This is a genomic window from Kribbella sp. NPDC051620 (assembly GCF_044453825.1).
In the GTDB taxonomy this organism is placed as follows: Bacteria; Actinomycetota; Actinomycetes; order Propionibacteriales; family Kribbellaceae; genus Kribbella.
In genome coordinates, this window is the sequence record NZ_JBITDB010000005.1 from 806,799 (window position 1) to 828,274 (window position 21,476).

At 68.2% G+C, this 21,476-nt stretch carries 22 protein-coding genes; 11 read left to right on the forward strand and 11 right to left on the reverse strand.

Annotated features, from left to right (window positions below):
- Positions 1–15 precede the first annotated feature (15 nt).
- Positions 16–852 (forward strand): NAD(P)H-binding protein, encoded by an 837-nt coding sequence (locus ACIA12_RS28565; protein ID WP_396370134.1) that lies wholly within the window; start codon positions 16–18, stop codon positions 850–852.
- A gap of 32 nt (positions 853–884) precedes the next feature.
- Positions 885–2,015, forward strand: a complete 1,131-nt coding sequence (locus ACIA12_RS28570) for an Rv2578c family radical SAM protein (RefSeq protein WP_396370136.1) — start codon at positions 885–887, stop codon at positions 2,013–2,015.
- A gap of 113 nt (positions 2,016–2,128) precedes the next feature.
- Here the strand turns inward: ACIA12_RS28570 and map are convergent, their stop codons facing one another.
- Positions 2,129–2,899: a type I methionyl aminopeptidase gene (gene map / locus ACIA12_RS28575; protein ID WP_396370137.1), complete on the reverse strand. Its 771-nt coding sequence runs from the start codon at positions 2,897–2,899 to the stop codon at positions 2,129–2,131.
- 107 nt (positions 2,900–3,006) lie between these two features.
- Here map and ACIA12_RS28580 point away from each other — a divergent pair, with 107 nt between their 5' ends.
- Positions 3,007–4,158 carry a CapA family protein gene (locus tag ACIA12_RS28580; protein ID WP_396370139.1) on the forward strand — a complete coding sequence of 384 codons (1,152 nt, stop codon included), beginning with the start codon at positions 3,007–3,009 and terminating at the stop codon, positions 4,156–4,158.
- Between the two features lie 63 nt (positions 4,159–4,221).
- Positions 4,222–4,779 carry an rRNA adenine N(6)-methyltransferase family protein gene (locus ACIA12_RS28585; protein WP_396370141.1) on the forward strand — a complete coding sequence of 186 codons (558 nt, stop codon included), beginning with the start codon at positions 4,222–4,224 and terminating at the stop codon, positions 4,777–4,779.
- A gap of 71 nt (positions 4,780–4,850) precedes the next feature.
- Here the strand turns inward: ACIA12_RS28585 and ACIA12_RS28590 are convergent, their stop codons facing one another.
- Both ACIA12_RS28590 and ACIA12_RS28595 read right to left on the reverse strand, forming a co-directional pair.
- Entirely contained in the window at positions 4,851–6,587 is a 1,737-nt protein-coding gene (locus ACIA12_RS28590) for an ABC transporter ATP-binding protein (RefSeq protein ID WP_396370143.1), read from the reverse strand.
- On the reverse strand, positions 6,584–8,305 hold the full coding sequence (locus ACIA12_RS28595; RefSeq protein WP_396370144.1) for an ABC transporter ATP-binding protein: 1,722 nt from the start codon (positions 8,303–8,305) through the stop codon (positions 6,584–6,586). The genes ACIA12_RS28590 and ACIA12_RS28595 overlap by 4 nt, the downstream gene beginning before the upstream one ends.
- Before the next feature lie 133 nt (positions 8,306–8,438).
- Between ACIA12_RS28595 and ACIA12_RS28600 the strand changes: the two genes are divergently transcribed.
- Positions 8,439–9,407, forward strand: coding sequence for a glycerophosphodiester phosphodiesterase (locus ACIA12_RS28600; protein WP_396370145.1), 969 nt, complete (start codon positions 8,439–8,441; stop codon positions 9,405–9,407).
- On the opposite strand, the gene ACIA12_RS28605 is transcribed toward ACIA12_RS28600, so the two are convergent.
- From ACIA12_RS28605 to ACIA12_RS28615, 3 genes are all read right to left on the reverse strand, one after another.
- Complete coding sequence (locus ACIA12_RS28605) at positions 9,404–10,675, reverse strand: M48 family metallopeptidase (RefSeq protein ID WP_396370146.1); 1,272 nt, start codon at positions 10,673–10,675, stop codon at positions 9,404–9,406. The two genes, ACIA12_RS28600 and ACIA12_RS28605, sit on opposite strands and share 4 nt — an antisense overlap.
- Before the next feature lie 21 nt (positions 10,676–10,696).
- Positions 10,697–11,449, reverse strand: coding sequence for a hypothetical protein (locus ACIA12_RS28610; protein ID WP_396370147.1), 753 nt, complete (start codon positions 11,447–11,449; stop codon positions 10,697–10,699).
- Between the two features lie 69 nt (positions 11,450–11,518).
- Positions 11,519–11,839 (reverse strand): PspC domain-containing protein, encoded by a 321-nt coding sequence (locus ACIA12_RS28615; protein WP_396370148.1) that lies wholly within the window; start codon positions 11,837–11,839, stop codon positions 11,519–11,521.
- A gap of 153 nt (positions 11,840–11,992) precedes the next feature.
- Between ACIA12_RS28615 and ACIA12_RS28620 the strand changes: the two genes are divergently transcribed.
- Positions 11,993–12,337, forward strand: a complete 345-nt coding sequence (locus ACIA12_RS28620) for an MmcQ/YjbR family DNA-binding protein (RefSeq protein WP_396370149.1) — start codon at positions 11,993–11,995, stop codon at positions 12,335–12,337.
- Between the two features lie 30 nt (positions 12,338–12,367).
- Complete coding sequence (locus ACIA12_RS28625; protein ID WP_396370151.1) at positions 12,368–12,946, forward strand: TetR/AcrR family transcriptional regulator; 579 nt, start codon at positions 12,368–12,370, stop codon at positions 12,944–12,946.
- A gap of 50 nt (positions 12,947–12,996) precedes the next feature.
- Here ACIA12_RS28625 and ACIA12_RS28630 read toward each other — a convergent pair whose 3' ends face one another.
- Positions 12,997–13,521 (reverse strand): cupin domain-containing protein, encoded by a 525-nt coding sequence (locus ACIA12_RS28630; RefSeq protein ID WP_396370153.1) that lies wholly within the window; start codon positions 13,519–13,521, stop codon positions 12,997–12,999.
- A gap of 20 nt (positions 13,522–13,541) precedes the next feature.
- The gene (locus ACIA12_RS28635) at positions 13,542–14,444 is read right to left on the reverse strand and encodes a GlxA family transcriptional regulator (RefSeq protein ID WP_396370155.1); all 903 of its coding nucleotides are present in this window, start codon (positions 14,442–14,444) and stop codon (positions 13,542–13,544) included.
- 99 nt (positions 14,445–14,543) lie between these two features.
- Here ACIA12_RS28635 and ACIA12_RS28640 point away from each other — a divergent pair, with 99 nt between their 5' ends.
- Complete coding sequence (locus tag ACIA12_RS28640; protein WP_396370156.1) at positions 14,544–14,972, forward strand: Rid family hydrolase; 429 nt, start codon at positions 14,544–14,546, stop codon at positions 14,970–14,972.
- On the opposite strand, the gene ACIA12_RS28645 is transcribed toward ACIA12_RS28640, so the two are convergent.
- Positions 14,969–15,529, reverse strand: coding sequence for a GNAT family N-acetyltransferase (locus tag ACIA12_RS28645; protein ID WP_396370157.1), 561 nt, complete (start codon positions 15,527–15,529; stop codon positions 14,969–14,971). The genes ACIA12_RS28640 and ACIA12_RS28645 overlap by 4 nt on opposite strands.
- Positions 15,530–15,766: 237 nt before the next feature.
- On the opposite strand from ACIA12_RS28645, the gene groL reads away from it, so the two are divergent.
- A complete protein-coding gene (gene groL, locus ACIA12_RS28650) occupies positions 15,767–17,392 on the forward strand; it encodes a chaperonin GroEL (RefSeq protein WP_396370159.1) in 1,626 nt (541 codons plus the stop codon).
- 66 nt (positions 17,393–17,458) lie between these two features.
- Here the strand turns inward: groL and ACIA12_RS28655 are convergent, their stop codons facing one another.
- The gene (locus ACIA12_RS28655) at positions 17,459–17,977 is read right to left on the reverse strand and encodes a DinB family protein (RefSeq protein WP_396370160.1); all 519 of its coding nucleotides are present in this window, start codon (positions 17,975–17,977) and stop codon (positions 17,459–17,461) included.
- A 185-nt stretch (positions 17,978–18,162) separates the two neighbouring features.
- Between ACIA12_RS28655 and ACIA12_RS28660 the strand changes: the two genes are divergently transcribed.
- Together ACIA12_RS28660 and ACIA12_RS28665 are read left to right on the forward strand one after the other, a co-directional pair.
- Positions 18,163–19,095 carry a GNAT family N-acetyltransferase gene (locus tag ACIA12_RS28660; protein ID WP_396370161.1) on the forward strand — a complete coding sequence of 311 codons (933 nt, stop codon included), beginning with the start codon at positions 18,163–18,165 and terminating at the stop codon, positions 19,093–19,095.
- 681 nt (positions 19,096–19,776) lie between these two features.
- Positions 19,777–20,220: a hypothetical protein gene (locus tag ACIA12_RS28665; RefSeq protein ID WP_396370162.1), complete on the forward strand. Its 444-nt coding sequence runs from the start codon at positions 19,777–19,779 to the stop codon at positions 20,218–20,220.
- Here the strand turns inward: ACIA12_RS28665 and ACIA12_RS28670 are convergent.
- Positions 20,180–21,433 carry an epoxide hydrolase family protein gene (locus ACIA12_RS28670; RefSeq protein WP_396370163.1) on the reverse strand — a complete coding sequence of 418 codons (1,254 nt, stop codon included), beginning with the start codon at positions 21,431–21,433 and terminating at the stop codon, positions 20,180–20,182. The genes ACIA12_RS28665 and ACIA12_RS28670 overlap by 41 nt on opposite strands.
- Between the last annotated feature and the right edge of the window lie 43 nt (positions 21,434–21,476).

Below are 21,476 nucleotides of genomic sequence, written 5' to 3' on the forward strand. Positions count from 1 at the left end.
CCTGAGGAGTGGCGGATGACGATTCTGGTGACGGGTGCGACGGGCAGCGTCGGGCGGCTGCTGGTGGATGAGTTGGTGGCTGCTGGAGCTGCTTGTGTTCGAGCGCTGACGAATGACCCTCGGCGGGCTGCGTTGCCTGCTGGGGTCGAGGTTGCGGAGGGGTATCTGGGTCGGCCGTCGACGCTGCCGGCGGCGTTGAAGGGCGTCGACACGGTCTATCTCGCGCCGCTGCCCGCGCTGGTGGATTCCTTTGTGGAGTGCGCGTTGGAGGCGGGCGTGCGGCGGGTGGTCGTGTTGTCGGGGGAGCCTGCGGAGTACGAGGCCGCGGGGGATCCTTCGGGGTGGCACTACTACAAGTTGGAGCGGGCGATCGAGGAGGCCGGGTTCGAGTGGACGCATCTGCGGCCGGGGCAGTTCATGAACAACACGCTGGACTGGGCTGGGTCGATCAAGGCTGAGGGGGTGGTGCGGGCGCCGTATCCGGAGGCGGTGCAGACGCCGATCGATCTGGCGGATATCGCGGCGGTGGCGCGGGTTGTGCTGCTGGATGAGAGCTATACCGGGCGGAAGTTGGTGATGAGTGGGCCGGAGGCGATCACGCAGCCGGAGGAGGTCGAGCTGATCGGGGCGGCGATCGGGCGGCGGTTGCGGTTCGAGTCGTTGTCGCCGGCGGAGGCGTTGGCTTTATGGGCGCCTGCGATGGGGGCGGAGACGGCCTCGTGGTTGCTGGACGGGTTCCGGATGATGTCGGAGTACCGGATGTCGCCTGAGCCGACTGTGCTCGAGGTGACTGGGCGGCCTGCTCTGTCCTACCGCGAATGGGCTGTGCGGAACGCCTCCGCGTTCATTTGATTCTCTGGCGAACATGTGTTCGACTGTTGTCCATGCGATGGGCTGGGCAGCGAATCGAAGCAGAGGCGCCGGGTGCGCTGCCTGGGCTGGGGTCGATCGCGGGGCTGGTGCGGAGCGTGACGACCCCGGAGTTCCGGGGCGTCACGTTCCACGAGGTGCTGGCCCGGTCGGCGCTGAACTCGGTGCCGGGCTCGGGGATGCCGTTCACCTGGACGATCAACCCGTACCGCGGCTGCACCCACGCCTGCCGGTACTGCTTCGCCCGGCCGAGCCATCGCTACCTCGAGCTCGACACCGGGCTGGACTTCGACCAGCAGATCGTCGTGAAGACGAATGTCGCGGAGGTGCTGCGCCGCGAACTGGCCCGGCCGTCCTGGGGTTTCGAACAGGTTGCCCTAGGCACCAATACCGATCCCTATCAACGGGCCGAGGGCCGCTACCAGTTGATGCCCGGCATCATCGAGGCGCTCGCGGCCTCGGGCACCCCACTGTCGATCCTGACGAAGGGCACGCTGCTCCGGCGTGATCTCGCCGTCCTGGCCGCCGCGGCTGAGGAGGTCCCTGTCGGCTTGGGTGTCTCGCTCGCGTTGGCTGACGAGGATCTCCGCCGCTTGGTCGAGCCAGGTGTGCCGTCGGTGCGCGGCCGTCTGGATCTGATCCGCGCGATCCGCGACGCCGGTCTGCCGTGCGGGGTGATGGTCGCGCCGGTACTTCCCTGGCTCACCGACTCGCCCGAGCAACTCGACCACCTCTTCGGCGAACTCGCGGATGCCGGCGCGACCGGCGTCACCACCCTGATCCTGCACCTGCGCCCCGGCGTGAAGGAGTGGTTCATGAAGTGGCTGGCCGAAGAACGCCCCGACCTGGTCACCCGCTACGACCAGCTCTACTCCCACGGCTCCAACGCCCTGCAAAGCTTCCGCAACGCCTTCGAAGAAAAAGCCCGCCCCCTCCTCGACAAACACGGCTTCGGCCGAGGCTCCCGCCACCGCTCCTCCACCAACGGAGTAGTCGAAGCCCCCGGCCCAGGCTCCCAATCCGGCTGGGGCGAACCAGACCCCACCACCGCCCGCTTCCGCACCCGCCGCCAACCCACCCGCCGCCGCCCCTCAGCCCCCGTCCCACCTCTCACCCCAGACCCCAACCAACAAACACTCTTCTAGCGCAACGGGTCTTGGAGTAAGAGCAAGAACAAAGAGCAAGAACAAAGAGCAAGATGTATTGCCTTGGAAGATCCGTGCGCCGTACTCGTTGCGGTTCTCCGGCTAGCGTGCGGTCATCCGCGGGTTGTCAGGATGTCGGGGCCTTCGGGGGTGATGGCGACGGTGTGTTCGGCGTGGGCGCCTCGGGATTGGTCGGTGGAGCGGAGGGTCCAGCCGTCGTCGTCGATGACGTAGACGCTGCCGGGGCCGTGCCAGAACCAGGGCTCGATGGCGATCACGTGGCCGGGGCGGAGTTTGAGGCCTCGGCCGGGGTGGCCGCCGTTGGGGACGTGGGGTTCTTCGTGCATGCGGCGGCCGATGCCGTGGCCGCCGAAGTCGAGGTTGGTGCCGACGCCGGCCCGACGGCCGATCTCGCCGATCGCCGCGCCGACGTCGCCCAAGCGGGCACCCGGTACCGCGGCCGCGATACCGGCCGCGAGGGCCCGCTCGGTCGTTTCGATCAGCTCGAGGTCCTCGGCGCGCGGAGTACCGACGACGAAGCTGGTGGCCGAGTCGGCGCACCAGCCGTCGACCGACGCACCGCAGTCGACGTTCAGCAGGTCGCCATCGGCCAGGCGCAGCTCACTCGGCAGACCGTGCAGTACGGCGTCGTTCACCGAAGTGCAGATGACGCCGCTGAACGGTCGGGTCGCGAATCCGGGCTGGTAGCCGTCGAACAGCGACACCGCGCCCGCGGACCGGAGTACCTCGCGGGCGACCTCGTCCAGCTCGCGCAATGAGACGCCGACCGAGGCGTGCTTCTTGACCGCGATCAAGGCTGAGGCGACCACTCGTCCGGCGGCGCGCATCTGCTCGATCTGGTCCGCGGTCTTCAGTTCCACCATTCGCTGAGGTTAACGCGCTGACGGGGCTTCAACTTTTCCGGCTGTCAGGGCGTCTCCAGAGCAGGAGGGGCCGCGGGGTGCGGACCTGCCGAATCCGGGGGAGACAGATGACAGGCTTGGGATGGGCCGCGCGCAAGGCAGTTGCGGCGGTCCTGCTGGTTGCCGGCTTGGTCGCGGTCACCGGCTGCATCGCGGACACCCAAGCCGCGGAGAACCACCCCACGGCCGGTCCCAAGACGAAGCCCATCAGCGGAGCACATAAGCCGGATCAGCTCACGCTGGTCGCGACCGGCGATGTCCTGCTCCACGAGCGTCTCTGGAACACGGCGAAGCGCGACGGCAGCAACGGCGAATGGGACTTCGCGCCCCTGCTCAAAGGTGTCAGATCCCTTGTAGAACAAGCCGATCTGGCCGTCTGCCACCTCGAAACACCGCTCGGTACGCCGCCCAAGGGCTACCCGCTCTTCCAAGGCCCACCGCAGATCGTCCCCGCCCTGGTCAAGACCGGGTACGACGCGTGTTCCACGGCCAGCAACCACAGCTTCGACCAGGGAGCGGCCGGCATCGACCGTACCCTCAAGCTGCTCGACAAGGCAGGCCTGAAGCACACCGGCACGGCCCGCACCCCCGACGAGGCCGAGACCCCGACGATCGTCACCGTGCAAGGCGTGAAGGTTGCTCTGCTCAGCTACACCTACGGCTTCAACGGGCTCCCGTACCCCGACGGCCAGACCTGGCGGGCCGGCAAGCTCGACGTCGGCAAGATCAAGGCGATGGCGAAGAAGGCCCGCGACAACGGCGCCGAGATCGTCGTGGTCAGCTGCCACTGGGGTGACGAGTACAGCAAGAAACCCAACGACCAACAGCGTACGGTCGCCGGCGAACTCCTTGCCGACAGCAACATCGACCTGATCCTCGGCCACCACGCGCACGTGGTCCAGCCGATCGAGCAGATCAACGGCAAGTGGGTCGTCTACGGGCTCGGCAACCTCGTCGCCGCGCATCGGCAGCCGGACAGCACGAAGGCCGAGGGACTGCTGATGAAGTTCACCTTCCGCAAGGACGGCGACCGGTGGAAGGCCGACGCGCAGTACGCGCCGTTGCTGATGACGGACACGCTTCCGGTTCGGGTGCTCGACGTACAACGAGAACTCGCCCGGCCGGGGCTCTCCGCGGCCAAGAGGGAACGGCTCCAGCTGGCGGAGCGGCGTACCGGCGAGACCGTCACGTCGTTGGGCGCGCAGCCGAAAATGCTTTGATGGCAAGGCGATCCAGGCTCTAGGGTCGACGCATGGCTAACAACTACTTCGTAATGGTCCGTCGTGCCCGGCTCCGGGCAGGCGAGGGGTGCCTGGGGATGGCATCCGCTCGATAGTCGTTGGGCCCAACGCGTCGTCGACGCCGCCGGAGTAGAACCCGGTGATCTCGTCCTCGACGTCGGAGCCGGCCTCGGTGCGCTGACCGCGCCGCTGGTCCGGGCCGGGGCCCAGGTGGTCGCCGTAGAGCTCCACCCTGGTCGCGCCGACCGGTTGCGTCGGCGGTTCGCGGACGATCCGGTGACGGTGGTCCGTGCCGATGCCGGTGATCTCAGGTTGCCGTCACGACCGTTCCGAGTCGTCTCCAGTCCGCCGTACGGGATCTCCACCGCGTTGCTCAAGAGACTGCTTGCCCCGGGCACCCGCCTGGTCGCAGCCGACCTCGTCCTGCAACGCCAAGTGGTCAACCGCTGGACCGGCCACCAAGCACCGGCCCGAATCAGCGGCGCAGTCAGATGGAGCCGGTACTACGACCTGTCGATCGGCCTGCGTCTTCCCCGCAAGGCCTTCACACCCCCACCCCACGTCGACTCAGCTGTCCTCACCATCCGCAAACGACCCTGAACAACGGCCCCCACCTCAAGCGAGGTGGGGGACGAGGTCGGTCAAGGAGAGCCGGCTGCCTTCCGTGCGGGTCAGCCGTGCCAGGAGGCCCAGAGGGCGGCATACGAGCCTTGTCGCGCGACCAGCTCGTCGTGACTGCCCAGCTCGGTGATGCGGCCGTCCTCCACTACTGCGACCCGATCGGCATCGTGGGCCGTGTAGAGCCGGTGAGCGATCGCGATCACCGTCCGACCCTCCAGCACCGCGGCCAGCGACCGCTCCATATGCCTGGCCGCTCGCGGGTCGATCAATGAGGTCGCCTCGTCGAGCACCAGTGTGTGCGGATCGGCCAGCACCAGCCGGGCCAGCGCCAACTGCTGCGCTTGGGCAGGAGTCAACGCAATCTGGCCGGAACCGACCCGAGTATCGAGCCCGTCCGGCAACGCCTCGGCCCAGTCGCGCGCATCGACCGCCGCCAACGCGTCGAGCAGCTCGGCGTCGGAGGCGTCCTCACGGGCCATCACGAGGTTGTCCCGCAACGTGCCCACGAAGACGTGATGCTCCTGGGTGACCAGCGCGACCTGCTTGCGGAGGTCATCCAGCGGCAAGTCGGTCATCGCGACGCCGCCGACCGTCACCGAGCCGGTGCGTGGCGGGTGGATGCCCGCGACCAGCCGTCCGAGCGTCGACTTGCCCGCGCCGGACGGGCCGACCATCGCGATCCGCTCGCCCGGCTGGACGGTCAGATCGACGCCGTGCAGCACGTCGCGGCCATCGACGTACGAGAAGCGCACGTCGCGCGCCTCGACCAGTTCGCTGGCCGGGGTGCGACCTGACGGGGTCCGATCATCCGGTACGCCGCTGATGCCGAGCAGCCGCGCCAGGGAGGCGCCACCGACCTGTAGTTCGTCCAGCCAGGAGATCAGCCGGTCGACGGGGTCGATCAACTGGTTCACGTACAGCACGCCGGCCGTGACCGCGCCGAGCGAGATGTGGCCGTTGATGTGCAGCCAGCCGCCGAACAGCAGGGTGCCCAGGATCGGTACGAAGTAGCCGATCTCGACGACCGGGAAGTACAGCGTGCGCAGGCGCAACGTGTAGCGCTCGGCGTTGTACGAGCCGCGGATGTCGTCGTCGGTGCGCCGCACGCGCTCGTCGTACCGCTGCAGTGCCTCCACCGTGCGCGCGCCTTCGACCGTCTCGGCGAGCGAGCTGGTCATTTGCGCGTACGCCGCGTTCTCGCGCAGGTACCCGTCTTTGGCATACCGCAGGTACCACCGGGTGCTCAGTGCGAGCAACGGCACCATCGCGAGCAGCGGGAGCAGCACCCAGACGCCGACCAGCAGCGTCGCGGCGACCGTGAAGGCGATCGTGACGAGGGCAACGATCGTCTCCGGTACGGCGAACCGCACCGTCCTCGACAAGGCGTCGACGTCACGCGAGGTCCGGGACAGCAGATCGCCCGTGCCGGCCCGCTCGACGGTGCCGATCGGCAGCGCCAGCGCGTTGTCGACGAACTCCTCACGCAGCTCCGCCAGCACCTGCTCGCCGAGCGCGAACGAGCGGAACCGCGCCCACCGGGTCAGCAACGACTGCGCCACGATGAAGACGGCGATCACCAGGATCACCTGGTTGACCTTGCTCGCCGTCGTACCGCGCTGGACGTCCTCGACCAGCGTGCCGATCAGCCGTGGCGCCGCCAGCCCGGACACCGCGGCCAAGGCATGCAGCCCCATCGTGATGACCAGCGCCCGCGGATGCCGCCTGGCGATCCGTCGAGCATGCCGGCGAACCTCCGCCGAACTCGCCACCGGCAAAATCTGCCTCATGCGCGGACCTCCTCGTCCTCGGTTTGGCGGGTGACTGTTCTGCGGTAGAGCGGATCGGTCTCGAGCAGGTCGCGATGCTTGCCGACAGCAACCACTCGGCCGGCGGCGACGAAGCTCACCTCGTCGACGCGGTCCAGCAGCAGCGGGCTCGAGGTCAGTACCACCGTGCTCCGGCCGGCCCGGTGCTCGCGCAGCCTGTCGGCGATCCGCGCCTCCGTGTGTGCGTCGACGGCGGAGGTCGGCTCGACCATCACCAGCACCGACGGGTCGGCCAGCAGCGCGCGGACCAGAACCAGCCGCTGCCGTTGCCCGCCGGAGAACGACCGGCCCTTCTCCTCGACCTCGGAGTCGAGCCCGTCCGTCAACGCGACCAGCACGTCCTCGGCGGACGCGGTCCGGATCGCCGTCATCAGTTCTTCGTCGGTACGCCGGTGGTCCGGGTCGAGCTCCTGGCGCAGCGTGCCGGTGAAGAGTTGCGAGCCGGTGTCGCTGACCAGGATCCGGGCGCGGACATCCGCCCGGGTCGCGCTGGCCAGGGTCACCCCGCCGTACCGGACCTCGCTGGCGTCGTCGTACCGGCCGAGGCGGTCGGCCAGCTCGGCGGCGCGATCCGGCTCGGCGGAGACGATCGCGGTCAGCAGCCCGTTGCGGGCGCGGATCCCGGAGACCGGGTCGACGAGGTCGCCCGCCGAGGGCAGCCGCACGGGCTGCGCCGGATCCACGACGTCGGGGGTCAACGCCAGCACCCGATTCACCCGCTTGGCCGCGACCAGGCCGCGCATCAGCTTCTCGGCCGCCTCAGTCGCGGTCCGCAGCGGTAGTACGAGGAAGGTGGCATAGCCGTAGAAGGCGACGAGGCTGCCTGGGCTCAGCTCGCCGCGGAGGGCGAAGTGCGCGCCGAGGCCGACGACGATCACAGTGAAGATGCCGGGCAGCAACACCTGCGCCGCGTCGAGCAGCGACTGGATCCGGGCCACCTTCACGCCGGCGGTACGGACCTGTTGCGACTCGTGCCGGTATCGGCGCGAGAACGAGTCCTCGCCGCCGATGCCCCGCAGCACCCGCAGGCCCGCGACGATGTCGGAGCCCAGCGAGTTCAGCTCGCTGACCGCCTCGCGTTGCGCGGACTGGCGGGTGTGCAGCGGCCGCAGCAGCGGGCCGAGGCCGAACACCATCAGCGGTACGCCGATCAGCACGATCAGGCCGAGCAGTGTCGACGACGACAGCAGAATCACCGCGACCACGAAGAACGTGACGACGGCGCCGGCGAACCGGCCGGAGACCTCGAGCAGGTTGCCGATGTAGGCCAGGTCGCTGGAGCCGACGCTGACGACCTCACCGGTGGCGAGCTGCTTGGGCAGGGTGGCGCCGAGGTCTGCCGCCTTGCGGGTGACCACCTGGACCGTGCGGTACGCGCCGCTCAGCCAGTTGGCCACGACGAACCGGTGCCGCATGATGCCGGCCAGCGCCTGCAGCAGGCCGACCGCGAACAGCACCCCGCTCCACAGCACCAACTTCTCGGTGTCACCCACCGCGATGCCCTGGTCGATCGCTTTGCCCAGCACGGCCGGTACGAGCGCCTGCGCGCCCATCGCGAGGATTCCGAAGATCATCCCGCCGGCGAGCGTGGCCTTCTGACCGCGCGCCACCCACCACAGGTAGCGGGCAGGCGAACGGTGATCGGGGATGCCGGGATCGGCCAACGGAAGCTGTCTCATAACCCTTCGAGGCTAGGTGGCCGCACCGACAAAAGCATGTGGTTTACCAGCGGCCCTCAGATGGTGGGCGAGCTTCACCTTGCGTTGGGCAACGAGTTCCCGCGCCGCCACCTGGGCCCCCTGTGCTGGAACCATGCTGGTGATCGCGCATCGGGGAGCGAGTGGCTACCGTCCTGAACACACGCCGCAGGCCTATCGGCTCGCTGCGGCCCTAGGCGCCGACTATCTGGAGCCTGACCTGGTCCCGACGCTCGACGGCGTCCTGGTGGTCCGGCACGAGAACGAGCTGTCCGGCACGACGGACGTCGCGGAGCACGCGGTGTTCGCGGACCGGCGGATCACCAAGATCGTCGACGGCACGGCCGTGACCGGCTGGTTCGCCGAGGACTTCAGCTACGAGGAGCTGCGCACATTGCGAGCGCGGGAGCGAATGCCCGCCCTGCGCGCCGCTAACACGGCGTACGACGGCCGCGAGGGGATCCAGACCTTCGACGAGGTGGTCGCGCTGGCGCGGCAGGAGTCTGCCCGGCTCGGCCGCCCGATCGGGGTCATCCCGGAGATCAAGCATCCGGCGTACTTCCGCCGCCTCGGCCTGCCGCTGGAGGAGCTGCTCGCGGAGCGCCTGGTCGCGCTCGGCCTGCACAAGGGCGAGGCGATGATCCAGTCGTTCGAGCCGACCAGCCTGCGCCGGCTGTCGGTGATGACGGACGTACCGCTGGTCCAGCTGATCGACTCCGAGAACGCGCCCAACGACTTCCTCCGGGCCGGCGACCCCCGGACCTTCGCCGACCTGATCGAGCCGGCCGGCCTGCGCGAGATCTCGACGTACGCGCAGGTACTGGCACCGCACAAGGACCTCGTTATCCCGCGTACTGCGAGCGGCGCCCTGGGCGAACCGACCCGGCTGGTCGACCAGGCCCACCGGGCCGGCCTGTCGGTCCAGCTCTGGACCTTCCGCGCCGAACGCCGCTTCCTCCCCACCGGTCTCGACCTGACCGGCGAACTGGCCCGCTTCGCCGCCACCGGCGTGGACGGCGTCTTCTCCGACCACCCTGACATCGCCGTCGCCGCAGCCACCAAGAAGACCTCGCTGAAGGTCTAGCGCAACGCGGACCGCAGTTCCTTCAGCACGGCCCGCGCAGGCTCGGCCAGCTCTTTGTCGATGACCTGGCTCTCCTCGATCTCCAGCTCCACGAGCGGGTCCCGCGCGGGTCTGGTCCGGATCAGCTTCGCGCGGAGGTTCGTCGGCGGGTGAGTCGAGTCGCGCCGGGTCTCCCGCAACCGGCTGACCCGGAGTCTCCGCTCGACCTCACGGGCCGGGATCTCGCCCACGGCCCGGGCGGCCGCCTCTAGGGGGTCGGCGTCCGAGTTGAAGCGCAATGCCTGTTCCATCGCTCGGTACGAGGTCGAGCCGAGCGTGTACCGCTCCAGGGCGCCGGCGGCCGCCTCCGAGCCGGCGATCTCCGCCGACCGCCGGTCAGCCAGGTACTCCTCGCGCTGCCCGGCTCTCAGGTCCGCCGTCGTCAGCAACCACTGCACGCCTCTGGCCAGCGAGCCGATCGTCGCGTCGAGGAAACTGTTGATGGCGTTGTTGCTGTAGCCGTGGAAGTAGTAGGTCTGCAGCTCTAACCGGTACTCATCGGACTCGTCGTTGCGTGACGTCATCTGAATCTCCTGCAGTGCGTCCACCGCCGAGTTGACGACCCAGCGGTGCAGGCCGTCACCGTTCTTGCCGTGGCCGAGCTCATGGGCAAGTGCGGCGACTCGCTCCTGCGGTCCGAGCCCCGCCCACAGCGGCAGGCCGATCCTGATCACTGGCGTGAATCGCCACCCGACCTTGATGAAGCCGATCTGCGGATACGGACTGAGCTCGACCAGCCCAACGCTCCTGGTACCGATCTTGGTGGCGATCTCGTCGAGCAGCCCGAAGAGCCGGGGAGCCTGCTCCCGGTTCACCACATGGGTGTCGGAGCCGAGGCGATGGGCCCGGGGGCGGAGCAGGAACGTGACTCCGAACGGGATGACGGACAGCAGAATGCCGATCCAGAGCGGCCGGTACGAGACCAGTGCGTAGATGCCGCCGACCAGACCCGCCAGGGGGAGTACCACCAGGATCAGCGTCGACAGTAGATAGGTGCCGACCCGGGCAGCGGTCCAGCCGGGACGACGGATCTCGCCGTGCTCGAGTTCCCGGTACAGAGTGTCCGCCAGCTTGTGCTCGCGCCGCCGTCGCCTGGAAGCGACCTGATGGGTTGAGCCGGTCGGGTCCACATTCCAGTCGCACTCGTCACACCACGTCACGTACTGCGGATCTACGGGGATCTCGTGGTCGCACTGGGGGCAGCGGCTGGTGCCCTGGTCTGTCTGCACTTGAGGAGTGTGGCAGGAGATCTAGTCACGGAGTGCCGCGAGGACAGCTGTTGCAGGAAGTTGCAGCTCTTGGTCTATAGCGCTGCTGTCCGCATCGGTGAGCTCCAGAGTTCCCGGTACGTCGGTCAAGCGGATGCGGTGGGTGCGGAGGTGGGTGGGCGGGTGGCTGGGGTCGCAGCGGGTGTTGCGGAGGATGCTCACGCGGATGCGCCGGTTGAGCTCGTGGTCCGGTAGCGGGGCTGCGCTGCGGCGGAGGGCCTCTAGGGGATCCAGCGACGGGTTGAAGCGGAGTGCTCGCGCCAGGGACTGGTAGGTGGTACCGGCGATAAGCGAGCGTTCCAGCGCGGTCGCTGCAGCTTCGGTGCCAACCAGCCTGGCCACCTTGAGGTCGGTGCGCCATTCGGAGTGCCAGCCGCGCTTGGCGTCGTACAGCTCGTGGGCGAGTACTGCTAGGCGCTGCTGCGGTTCCAGGCCGGCCCAGAGGGGGAGGCCGATTCGCAGGGCTCGGCGGGTGATCGAGATGCGCGGGAGGGTGGTCACCCCGACTGTCTTGACGGGTCTGGCGCCGGTGGCGGCCGCCAGCTCACGTAGTACGGAGTACAGGCTTGGAGCGTTGGTGACTGGCTCTACCTGGAGGTGCCAGGTGGGGTCGTGCTCTTGGGGGTTGGGATCGAGGTTCCAGTCGCAGCGGTCGCACCATGTCACGTAGCGCGGGTCGCTGGGGAGCTGGTGGCCGCACTGAGGGCAGTAGGTCAGTGCGGCGTCGGTCGGCACGGCAGCAAGTATGAGAGCGCCTGTGGCCTATCTGTTGGCGCTGTCACCTTGCTGCCGTGCGTCCGCCCGTCACGCCGCCGGCGGCTTGTCGTCGTAGATGCGAGCGGCGATGTCGGACTCGGGGGTGGACTGCTGCTGCGGCTGGTTGACGGTCTGCCAGACCGCCTTGCCGTCGGCCTCGGGCATCACGATCCAGGCGATCACGTAGCCGATCAGCGCGGTGCCGCCGGTGATCAGGGTCAGGCCGACGATGGCCAGCCGGACCAGGGTGGCGTCGATGTTGAAGTACTCCGCCAGGCCACCGGAAACACCGGAGAGCATCCGCTGGTCACGCGAGCGGCGAAGAGACTTACCGGACAGGTTCGAGAACGGTGCAGTGGAGTTCGTCATGTCCACTACTCTGCCGCCGCGGACCCCTTTCCCACATCGGGATCGGTACCGACCCGACCCTGGTCCGACCCCTGATCCGGGTCAGCCGGAGCGGCCCTGGACCCCTGACGACTTTCGATATTTTCTGTCGGTGGCGGGTCATACCGTCGGGGGATGGATGCTGAGGCGGTGACGAAGACGCTGCTCGCCCTGCCCGGGGTGGAGGAGCATGTGGGGTGGGCCGGGCAGCCTGCGTTCAAGGTGCGGAAGAAGGGTTTCGTCTACCTGTCGGCGGACGAGACCTCGGTGATGCTGAAGGCGCTCCGGGAGGAGCAAGAGGCACTGGTCGCGGAGGATCCGGAGGTCTACACGCCGTCGTGGGCGTCAGGGCGGTTCGCCTGGCTGGAGGTCAAGCTGGCGGTCGCCGATGAGGAGGAACTGCGCGAGCTGCTGGTCGAGGCCTGGCGGCTGACCGCTCCGAAGATGCTGATCGCACAGTTGGAGGACGTTGGGGATTGATTCCAGCCACTGGCTGTAACGTTTGTGGGCATGGCGCGGCCACGGGATGCGGAGCTCGACGAGGCGATCATCCGGGCGACCCGGAACAGGCTGGTCTCGGACGGCTACGCGCGGATGACGATCGGCGACATCGCGGCCGACGCGAAGGTCAGCCGGCCGACGCTGTACCGGCGGTGGGCGACGAAGTTCGATCTGGTGGTCGACGCGCTGGACTACGGGTTCCGTCAGCAGGAGGACCTGTACACGCTGGATCTGAGCAGGTTGGCGCCGCGGGATGCTTTCGCCGAGGCGGTGCGGCGGCTGGATCCGGCGTACTACAACCCGGACGCGATGGTGTTGATGGCCGACTTCGCGGGGGAGACGATCCGAACGCCGGAGTTGCTGGAGATCCTCCGCGAGCACGCGGTCGAGCCGCGGCTCGCACTGCTCGAGAACCTGCTCGGCGAGCTTGAAGAGCTGGGCGCCGTCCGTGCCGGCCTCGACCGGAGAACCATCGCGACGCTCTGCTTCGGCAGCTACTTCGCCGCCTTCTACCGCGGCGACCCCCGCGAAGACATCGCACCGGCTGTGGTTGCGGCCCTCTGGCCCGTGCTCGCCCCACCCAGCTAGCGCTCGGCTTGCCCGGGCCAAGGCCGCTTGTTGCGCCAGGCGCGGCGGCGTCAGCCGCGGCCGTGCGTCGGTGCGCGCAGTGCGTATCGCCGCACTATGTCGTCCAGCCAGTCCGGCTCGCCGTAGGTGAGGCCGTACTTCTCCGCCAGCTCGGCGAAGCCGGGCCGGGCGGCAGTCGGTACTCCGTCGGCCGGTGTCGCCAGTAGTTCGCTCAGCTCGCGGAAGTAGCTCTCGAACCCGCCAGGGGTGATCACCTCGATGATCCGGCCGGGCTGGTCGCCGGCGTTCCACATGGCGTGCATTTGCCCGCGGGGCTTGGTGATGTAGCCGCCGGGACCGAGCACCACCTCACTGTCGTCGGAGCGGAATCCGATCTCACCTTCGAGCACGATCGAGTGCTCGTCCTCGCGGGTGTGCCGGTGCGGCGCGGTGATCGTGCCGACCGCGAACGGGTGCTCGACGATCGAGACCTCGGCGCCCGGCACCCGGCTGGCCAGCTTGAACACCGCGCCGAAGCCGGGAATGGCGACGGACTCGCCCTCACCAGCGCGCACTACGGACAACTCGGCAGCCATCGGTACCAGCTCCTTTTCCGTTACAGATCTTGATTGTAACTAATCAAGCCTCGGTAGGCGCTGGGAGTGGTGCCGACCTGGCGGCGGAAGTGGGTGCGGAAATTGGCCGCGCTGCCGAAGCCGGTAGCGGCGGCGATCCGCTCGACCGACCAATCCGAGGTCTCCAGTAGCCGGCGGGCGCTCAGCAGGCGTTGCAGTGCGACCCAGTGCATCGGTGGCATGCCTGTCTCGGTGGTGAAGTGCCGGATGAACGTCCTGCGCGGCAGGCTGGCGTGCTCAGCCAGGTCCCGCACGGTGAGCGGTTCGCCCAGGTGCTGCATCGCCCACTCGCGGGTGGTCGACAGGTCGGAGCGAGGCGGGGTCAGTACGTCGACGTACTGGCGCTGGTCGCCGCTCCGGGCCGGTCCTGCCACCACGTGCTTGCCGGCCTCGTACGCGGCCGCTGCGCCGAAGTCAGTGGTGATCACGTGCAGGCAGGCGTCGATGGCAGCGCCGCCGCCGGCCGAGGTGAGGATCTTGCCGTCCTCGACGAACAGGCGGTTCTCCAGGACGTTGACGAGTGGGTGGTTCGCGCGCAGGCGGGCGACGTACTCCCAGTGGGTGGTCGCGTCCCGGCCGTCCAGTACGCCGGCCGCCGCCAGCGCCAGGGTCCCGGTGCAGATGCCGACCAGGCGAGCGCCCCGGTCGGCGGTTGCGCGGATCACGTCCAGGTACTCGGCGGGTAGGGAGACTTCGGGGTCGTCGTACCCGGGTACGACGATGATGTCGGCATCGGCCGCGGCGGCCAGCGGATGCGTGGACATCACCTCACCGCAGACGGTCACCCGGTAACCGGCGTACCGGCCGAGGATGTGCAGCGGGATGCTGAGGTCCAGGGCGATCAGCCTCGGTACGGCCAGGATCGCCACCGTCAGTTTGGCCATGGCACCATCCTTGCTCCGTTTGGCATCGTCGCTGCTGGTGTGGCGCGGTTCTCGAATCCTACGGTTGGTTCAATATTCAGCTTCTGGATCGGGAGTGCCATGACCACGACACAGGTGGAGAGCTTCGGGGTTCCGTGGGAGAGCCAGTACGGCTATGTGCAGGCCGTCCGGCACGGGGACACCATCTATCTCTCCGGGCAGCTGGGCCACGTCGGCGAGGAGCTGATTGCGCCGGCGCCGCTCGATGCGGCCGGCGAGGTGACGGACTTCTCGGTCATGGCCGAGCAGATGCGGCAGACCTACGCCAACGCTGCCGAGTTGCTGAGCCGCTTCGGCGCGGGGTTGGCGAACGTGGTCGAGGAGGTGCTCTACGTGCTCGACATCCCGGCGGCGTTCGAGGCGGCCGGGCCGGTGCGCAAGGCGGCGTACGGCCGGGAGGACCCCCAGGTGGCGAGCACGCTGGTCGGGATCAGCCGGCTGGCGCTGCCCGGTCAGGTGATCGAGGTCAAGTTCATCGCGAAGGTCTAGAGCGCCTTGCTGACCAGCACCCACCGCGCCGACGTACGGCTGACCTCTGTGAAGCCTGCCTCCAGGTAGACGGACAGTGGGCCGCGGTAGAGGTCAGCGGAGGGGACCCTGCCCGTGTAGGAGAGGTCCACAGCGCAGGCCTCCAGTACTACGGTGCCCTGGGCGCGGGCGAAGTCGATCGCCCCGTGGAGGAGCTCACCAGCCAGGCCCTGACGGCGGTGACCAACCGGTACGACGAAACAGGTCACCACCCAGGCGTCGGGGTCGCCACCCCGCCAGTTGGGGGAGGTGACGACCCGTGGATACGCCGACCGGGGAGCGACGGCGCACCAGCCCACCGGCGTACCGGCGTCTGTCGCCAGGACGCCTGGTGGCCGGTCCGAGGCGACCTGGGCGCCCAGGGCGTCGCGCTTGGCGGTGGGGGAGGTGCCTGACCACTCCTTGCCGCGGAGGCGGAAGTACTGGCAGAAGCAGCGAGCCGGGTCGCCGCGGTCGCGCATCACCTCGACGACGTCCGGCCAGCGGTCCGGGGTGGCTGGGACGACCTCCAGAGTCATCTCAGCACGGTACTGCGGAGGGGGAGCTGGCTTGCACTCGCTTGGGTCGAGTGCTAATACTTGGTTAGCACTCGATGGGCGAGAGTGATAACTGCTCGCGCCCTGGAGCGTGACCATAGACGGCCTCGATGAGGTGCCGGAGGCGTGGCGGGACGTGACCGCCGCACTGATGGCACCGTCCGTCGCGGGCATCCGGCCGGCTGAACAAAAAACTCGACGCGGGAGGACTCGCGGAGAATGCCCAAGCTTATTGCTTTCAATGAAGAGGCGCGCCGCGGCCTCGAGCGGGGTATGAACACCCTCGCCGACGCCGTGAAGGTGACGCTTGGCCCGAAGGGCCGCAACGTCGTGCTGGAGAAGAAGTGGGGCGCCCCCACGATCACCAACGACGGTGTCTCCATCGCCAAGGAGATCGAGCTCGAGGACCCGTACGAGAAGATCGGGGCCGAGCTCGTCAAGGAAGTTGCCAAGAAGACGGATGACGTCGCAGGCGACGGCACCACCACGGCGACCGTGCTGGCCCAGGCGCTCGTGCGCGAGGGTCTGCGCAACGTCGCCGCGGGCGCCAACCCGATGGGCCTGAAGAAGGGCATCGAGAAGGCGGTCGACGCCATCAGCGAGCAGCTGCTGGCGCAGGCGAAGGACGTCGAGACCCGGGAGCAGATCGCTTCCACGGCCTCGATCTCCGCCGCCGACACCCAGGTCGGCCAGATCATCGCCGAGGCGATGGACAAGGTCGGCAAGGAAGGTGTCATCACCGTCGAGGAGAGCAACACCTTCGGTCTCGAGCTCGAGCTCACCGAGGGCATGCGCTTCGACAAGGGCTACATCTCGCCGTACTTCGTGACCGACACCGAGCGGATGGAAGCGGTCCTCGAAGACCCGTACATCCTCGTGGTGAACAGCAAGATCTCGAGCATCAAGGACCTGGTCCCGGTGCTGGAGAAGGTCATGCAGACCGGCAAGCCGCTGGCGATCATCGCCGAGGACCTCGAGGGTGAGGCGCTCGCGACCCTGGTCGTGAACAAGATCAAGGGCACCTTCAAGACCGTCGCCGTCAAGGCGCCGGGCTTCGGTGACCGCCGCAAGGCCATGCTGGTCGACATCGCCGTGCTGACCGGCGGTGAGGTCATCTCCGAGGAGGTCGGCCTCAAGCTCGACACCGTGGACCTGGAGCTGCTCGGCCAGGCCCGCAAGATCGTCGTCACCAAGGACGAGACGACCATCGTCGAGGGTTCCGGCGACGCCGACCAGATCTCCGGCCGGGTGAACCAGATCCGCGCCGAGATCGAGAAGTCGGACTCCGACTACGACCGCGAGAAGCTGCAGGAGCGGCTGGCCAAGCTGGCCGGTGGCGTTGCGGTGATCAAGGTCGGCGCGGCCACCGAGGTCGAGCTGAAGGAGCGCAAGCACCGCATCGAGGACGCCGTTCGCAACGCGAAGGCCGCCGTCGAAGAGGGCATCGTCGCCGGTGGCGGCGTGGCGCTGCTGCAGGCTTCGGTCGTTGCGTTCGAGAAGCTGGAGCTCGAGGGTGACGAGGCCACCGGTGCCGCGATCGTGCGGTCCGCGGTCGAGGCTCCGCTGAAGCAGATCGCCTTCAACGCCGGCCTCGAGGGTGGCGTCGTGGTGGAGAAGGTTCGCAACCTCGAGCCGGGCTGGGGCCTCAACGCCGCAACCGGTGAGTACGTGGACCTGATCGCCACCGGCATCATCGACCCGGCCAAGGTGACGCGCTCGGCGCTGCAGAACGCGGCGTCCATCGCGGCCCTGTTCCTCACCACCGAGGCCGTCATCGCCGACAAGCCGGAGAAGGCCTCGGCCGCTCCGGGTGGCGCGCCCGACATGGGCGGCATGGACTTCTGATCTCCTAGAAGTTCCTTCTTTGCAAGAACCTGGCCCCGGGGCACTTTGCCCGGGGCCAGGTTCTTTTTATGCGTCTGCTGCTTTGAGCAGGCGGAGCTGGCCGATCTCGGCGGCGTTCTTCATCAGCTCGGTGTTGACCCAGGCGAACTGATCGGCCGTCGAGCGGCCGGCTTCCGGCGGCCAGGGGAAGACGGCCGGCCGGGTGAGGTCGGTGGTGTCCTCGAGGATGTGGGACCACTGGTCGCGCAGCGCCCGCATCCAGCCGAGGGTCTTGGCCAGGTCGCCCGGCCACAACACCGCGGTACGGTCCGGTGGTACCGCGCCGTGAGCGTGAGCCGCCGCGGTCGACCACCACCAGCCGATGTGCCAGGTGAGCCAGCCGATGGTCGGAACCGGGATCGGGTCGAGCGCGCTGTCGGACCAGTCCGCCCGCCAGTTGCCGACGCTGTCCGGGCGGACCGTCCAGCAGAGCTTCGCCGGTTCCCAGAGCAGATCGTCGGGGGTCAGGCGCTCCAGGTGGTACTCGAACAGCGCCCAGGTGAGCTCGAACTGGTTGCGCAGCACGTTCTGGATCTCTGACGTCACCGCGCAATTCTCTCAGCCGCGGATAATCGGTGGACTGTGACCTCGGTCGGCTTCTAGTCTCTGGCCCAGCGAGAACGAACCGAGTGGAAGGAGTGACCGATGAGGATTTTTACTTCGGCGCGCCTGTTCCGCTCGTCCAGCTCGCACTGAGCGGAGCCGCGTGCCTCCTGCTGGAGGATTCGTTCGTGAAGATTCGCGCCGCCGTCGAGGCTGACCTCGACACCATCCACACGCTGATCGCCGATCAATCGCTCAACACCGTCACGCGGGAGCGCTGGGATTCGTATCTGCTCACTGGCGCCTACCGCTACGACTGGTCCTGGGTCGTCGAGGACGACGGCAGGATCATCACCCTCGCCATCTGGTGGGGGATGGAGCAGTTCACCCATCCGTTCAGCATCGACGGCCTGTACGCCGTACCGGGGATCGACCGTGTCGCTGTCTGGGGCTCGTTGATTCGGCACGCGTTGGACACTTTCCCGACGGACGGGGAGGAACCGGAGTACCACATCTTCCTTCCGAACGGCTGGCGCGATCAGCCTTCCGTCGTCGCCTCATTGGAGCCACGGCTGGCGGCTGCGGCGGCCGCTGGGTTGTCTGAGCTGACCGAGCGTTTGCGCTACGAGTGGACGCCTGACTTTGGATTGCCGGCGCGGTCGGCCCGGTTGCGTTTCGAGCCGGCCGATGACGAGGCCTTCCTCGACGTCTTCCGCCGGGTCATCGAAGGCAGCCTCGACGCTGCGACCGCGCGGGCGGTGGCTCGGGTCGGGGTCGAGGGCGCGGCGAAGGAAGAGCTGGAGATCTACCAGTCGATGCCGGGGGAGCGCTCGTGGTGGCGGCTGGCCTACAACGCTGACGGTGCTCTGGTCGGGTTCGCCCTCCCCTCAGCCAACAACGGCGGCCCGGTCGTCGGCTACCTCGGCGTACTGCCCGAACACCGAGGCCACCGCTACAGCGACGACCTCTTGGCGGAGATCACCCACCTGTTGGTCGAGACCGGCGCCGACCGCATTAGAGCCGACACCGACCTGACCAACAAACCCATGGCCGCCAGCTTCGAACGCCTGGGCTACCGCAACCACGCAGTACGAATGGTCGCCAGCTACCCCGTCAGGTAACTCCCCGCGCTGGCGCCTCGTTCGCTCCTGCGTCGCTCCTACGGCGCTGAGCTCCCACCCGCCCCGGGGCGCGGGCTGCTTCGCACGCCCGCTTGGTGAAGGCGGGTGGTTGCGGGGCGGGTGTTTGGCGTGGAGTGAGCGTGGTCGGCGTCGGTGGGTGCTGTCTTGCCGCAGGTACTCGCCCACGCTGGCGCCTCGTTCGCTCCTGCGTCGCTCCTACGGCGCTGAGCTCCCACCCGCCCCAGGGCGCGTGCTGCTTCGCACGCCCGCTTGGTGAAATCGAGGTGGTTGCCGCCAGTACCCGAATGACCTACCGCTTCCAAAGCCCACACCCATGCCGACCCGCCCGAAGCGAGCACCCCCTGATCCCAGGCTGTGCGCCCCGATAGCGAAGGGGCCCCGCGAGGTGAGCACCTTGAACGGTAAGTGACCCGGAGCCGGTCGCGGCGTCGGCGGGTGCCTCCCGCAAGACGGCACCCGCCAAGGCCGACCACGCTCACTCCACCCAAACTCCCAGGCCGCAACCACCTGCCTTCACCCAGCGGGCGTGCGAAGCAGCCCGCGCCCTGGGTGGGTGGGAGCTCAGCGCGAGGCGCCGGCGTGGGATTTCCTTGGTGTGAGGTGGAGACGTGGGGGGTGGGGAAGACTATGGTTCGCTGACATGTCAGGTTGTTTTTACTGATGCGTGACATCGCGCTGATTCTGCATGTGGTGGCTGGGCTGGTCGGGGTTTTGTTGGGGCCGCTGGCGGTTGTTGTCACGTTGCGGGGGCGGCGGCTGACCTGGGCGGGGGAGGTTTTTCACTGGGCGGTGGCGTTGGTCTGTCTGACGGCGTTGGTGATGGTGCCTTACGACTGGGGGCGGTTGTGGGTGTTCTGGCCGCTGTCGATCGCCGCCTACTTGTTCGTGTACCTCGGCCAGCGGGCCGCGGAGTCGGGCGGCGAGTTCTGGTACCGGGGTGTGCTCCGTGGCTACGGTGGTAGCTGGATTGCCTTGTGGACGGCGGTTCTGGTGGTCAACGTGCCTGATCGTCCGTGGAGCTGGCCGCTGCCGATCGTCCTCGGTGGGGTGGCGGTCGAATGGCTCAGTGCAAGGGGTGGAAGAAGGTTCGCAGGTCGGCCGTGAGCAGGTCCGGTACTTCCATCGCGGCGAAGTGACCACCGCGTTCGTACTCGACCCAGTGCTCGATCTTGCCCTCGGGATCGGTCAGGCTCTTGATCGCCGTCTCGCTCCCGAACACCGCCACCCCAGTCGGCGGCCCGTCGACCGCACCCCACGCCTCTCCCGCACCGCCGTCAGCGCCGGCCTCGCCCCAGCCTCCGCCATCACCGGCATCGCCCCAGCTGCCGGCGTCGCCGGACTGCATCGCGAGAAGGGCTTTCCAGGCGGCCATTCCCTCGTAGACGGCGTGGGCTGACGATGCGCCTGAGCCGGTGAACCAGTAGAGGCTGATGTTGGTGAGTAGGTGGTCGCGGTCGACGGCGTCCTCCGGCAGCTTGTTCGCCGGGTCGGTCCACTCCGCGAACTTCTCCACGATCCACGCCAACTGCCCCACCGGCGAGTCGTTCAGCCCGTAGGCGAGCGTCTGCGGCCGGGTCTGCTGCTGGACCAGATAGCCGAAACCCTCGTCCTGCAACGCGTTGAATCGCTCTGCCCGCACCCGGTCGGACTCATTCAGCCCGTCCAGCGGAATCGGATCCCCGAACGGCGCCGCCGCGCTCACCCCGGCCAGGTGGACCCCGATCACGTGCGCCGCGTCCACCATCGGCAGCATCCCGGCCACCCCCGACCCGACGTCCGTACCGTGTGCTGCGTACCGGTCGTAGCCCAGCCGGCTCATCAGCTCGGCCCACATCTGCGCCACCCCGAACAGGTTGAACCCGCCCTCGCCAAGAGGGTTCGAGAACCCGTACCCGGGCAGCGACGGCACGACGACATGGAACGCGTCCGCCGCATCCCCACCATGCGCTACCGGATCCGTCAGCGGCCCGATCAGTCGCTGGAACTCGACCGGCGACCCAGGCCACCCGTGCGTCAGGATCAGCGGCGTCGCGTCCGGCTCGGCCGAGCGCTGGTGGAAGAAGTGGATCCGCTGCCCGTTGATCTCCGTGACGAACTGTGGGATCTCGTTCAGCCCCGCCTCGGCAGCCTTCCAGTCGAACCCGTTCGCCCAGTAGCCGGCGAGCTCCTGGAGGTACGCCACAGGTACGCCGCGGCTCCAGTCGTCCACTCGCGGCGTGGCCGGCCATCGGGTGGCCGCCAGCCGGGTGCGCAGGTCGTCGATCTCGCTCTGGGCGATGTCGATCCGGAAGGGCTGAATCTCGCTCGAGTTCGTCATGTGCCCAACGCTAGGTTCAGTAGCGGCCAACTTCTGGCCGCTA

Bases quoted from the DNA above. Each gene is read 5' to 3' on its own strand.
- ACIA12_RS28615 (WP_396370148.1), bottom strand. From the start codon at position 11,839: ATGACGAACTCCACTGCACCGTTCTCGAACCTGTCCGGTAAGTCTCTT.
- ACIA12_RS28620 (WP_396370149.1), top strand. From the start codon at position 11,993: ATGGATGCTGAGGCGGTGACGAAGACGCTGCTCGCCCTGCCCGGGGTG.
- ACIA12_RS28595 (WP_396370144.1), bottom strand. From the start codon at position 8,305: ATGAGACAGCTTCCGTTGGCCGATCCCGGCATCCCCGATCACCGTTCG.
- ACIA12_RS28570 (WP_396370136.1), top strand. From the start codon at position 885: ATGCGATGGGCTGGGCAGCGAATCGAAGCAGAGGCGCCGGGTGCGCTG.
- ACIA12_RS28590 (WP_396370143.1), bottom strand. From the start codon at position 6,587: ATGAGGCAGATTTTGCCGGTGGCGAGTTCGGCGGAGGTTCGCCGGCAT.
- ACIA12_RS28580 (WP_396370139.1), top strand. From the start codon at position 3,007: ATGACAGGCTTGGGATGGGCCGCGCGCAAGGCAGTTGCGGCGGTCCTG.
- ACIA12_RS28600 (WP_396370145.1), top strand. From the start codon at position 8,439: ATGCTGGTGATCGCGCATCGGGGAGCGAGTGGCTACCGTCCTGAACAC.
- ACIA12_RS28635 (WP_396370155.1), bottom strand. From the start codon at position 14,444: ATGGCCAAACTGACGGTGGCGATCCTGGCCGTACCGAGGCTGATCGCC.
- ACIA12_RS28670 (WP_396370163.1), bottom strand. From the start codon at position 21,433: ATGACGAACTCGAGCGAGATTCAGCCCTTCCGGATCGACATCGCCCAG.
- ACIA12_RS28625 (WP_396370151.1), top strand. From the start codon at position 12,368: ATGGCGCGGCCACGGGATGCGGAGCTCGACGAGGCGATCATCCGGGCG.
- ACIA12_RS28640 (WP_396370156.1), top strand. From the start codon at position 14,544: ATGACCACGACACAGGTGGAGAGCTTCGGGGTTCCGTGGGAGAGCCAG.
- ACIA12_RS28645 (WP_396370157.1), bottom strand. From the start codon at position 15,529: ATGACTCTGGAGGTCGTCCCAGCCACCCCGGACCGCTGGCCGGACGTC.
- ACIA12_RS28665 (WP_396370162.1), top strand. From the start codon at position 19,777: ATGCGTGACATCGCGCTGATTCTGCATGTGGTGGCTGGGCTGGTCGGG.
- ACIA12_RS28565 (WP_396370134.1), top strand. From the start codon at position 16: ATGACGATTCTGGTGACGGGTGCGACGGGCAGCGTCGGGCGGCTGCTG.
- groL (WP_396370159.1), top strand. From the start codon at position 15,767: ATGCCCAAGCTTATTGCTTTCAATGAAGAGGCGCGCCGCGGCCTCGAG.
- ACIA12_RS28630 (WP_396370153.1), bottom strand. From the start codon at position 13,521: ATGGCTGCCGAGTTGTCCGTAGTGCGCGCTGGTGAGGGCGAGTCCGTC.
- map (WP_396370137.1), bottom strand. From the start codon at position 2,899: ATGGTGGAACTGAAGACCGCGGACCAGATCGAGCAGATGCGCGCCGCC.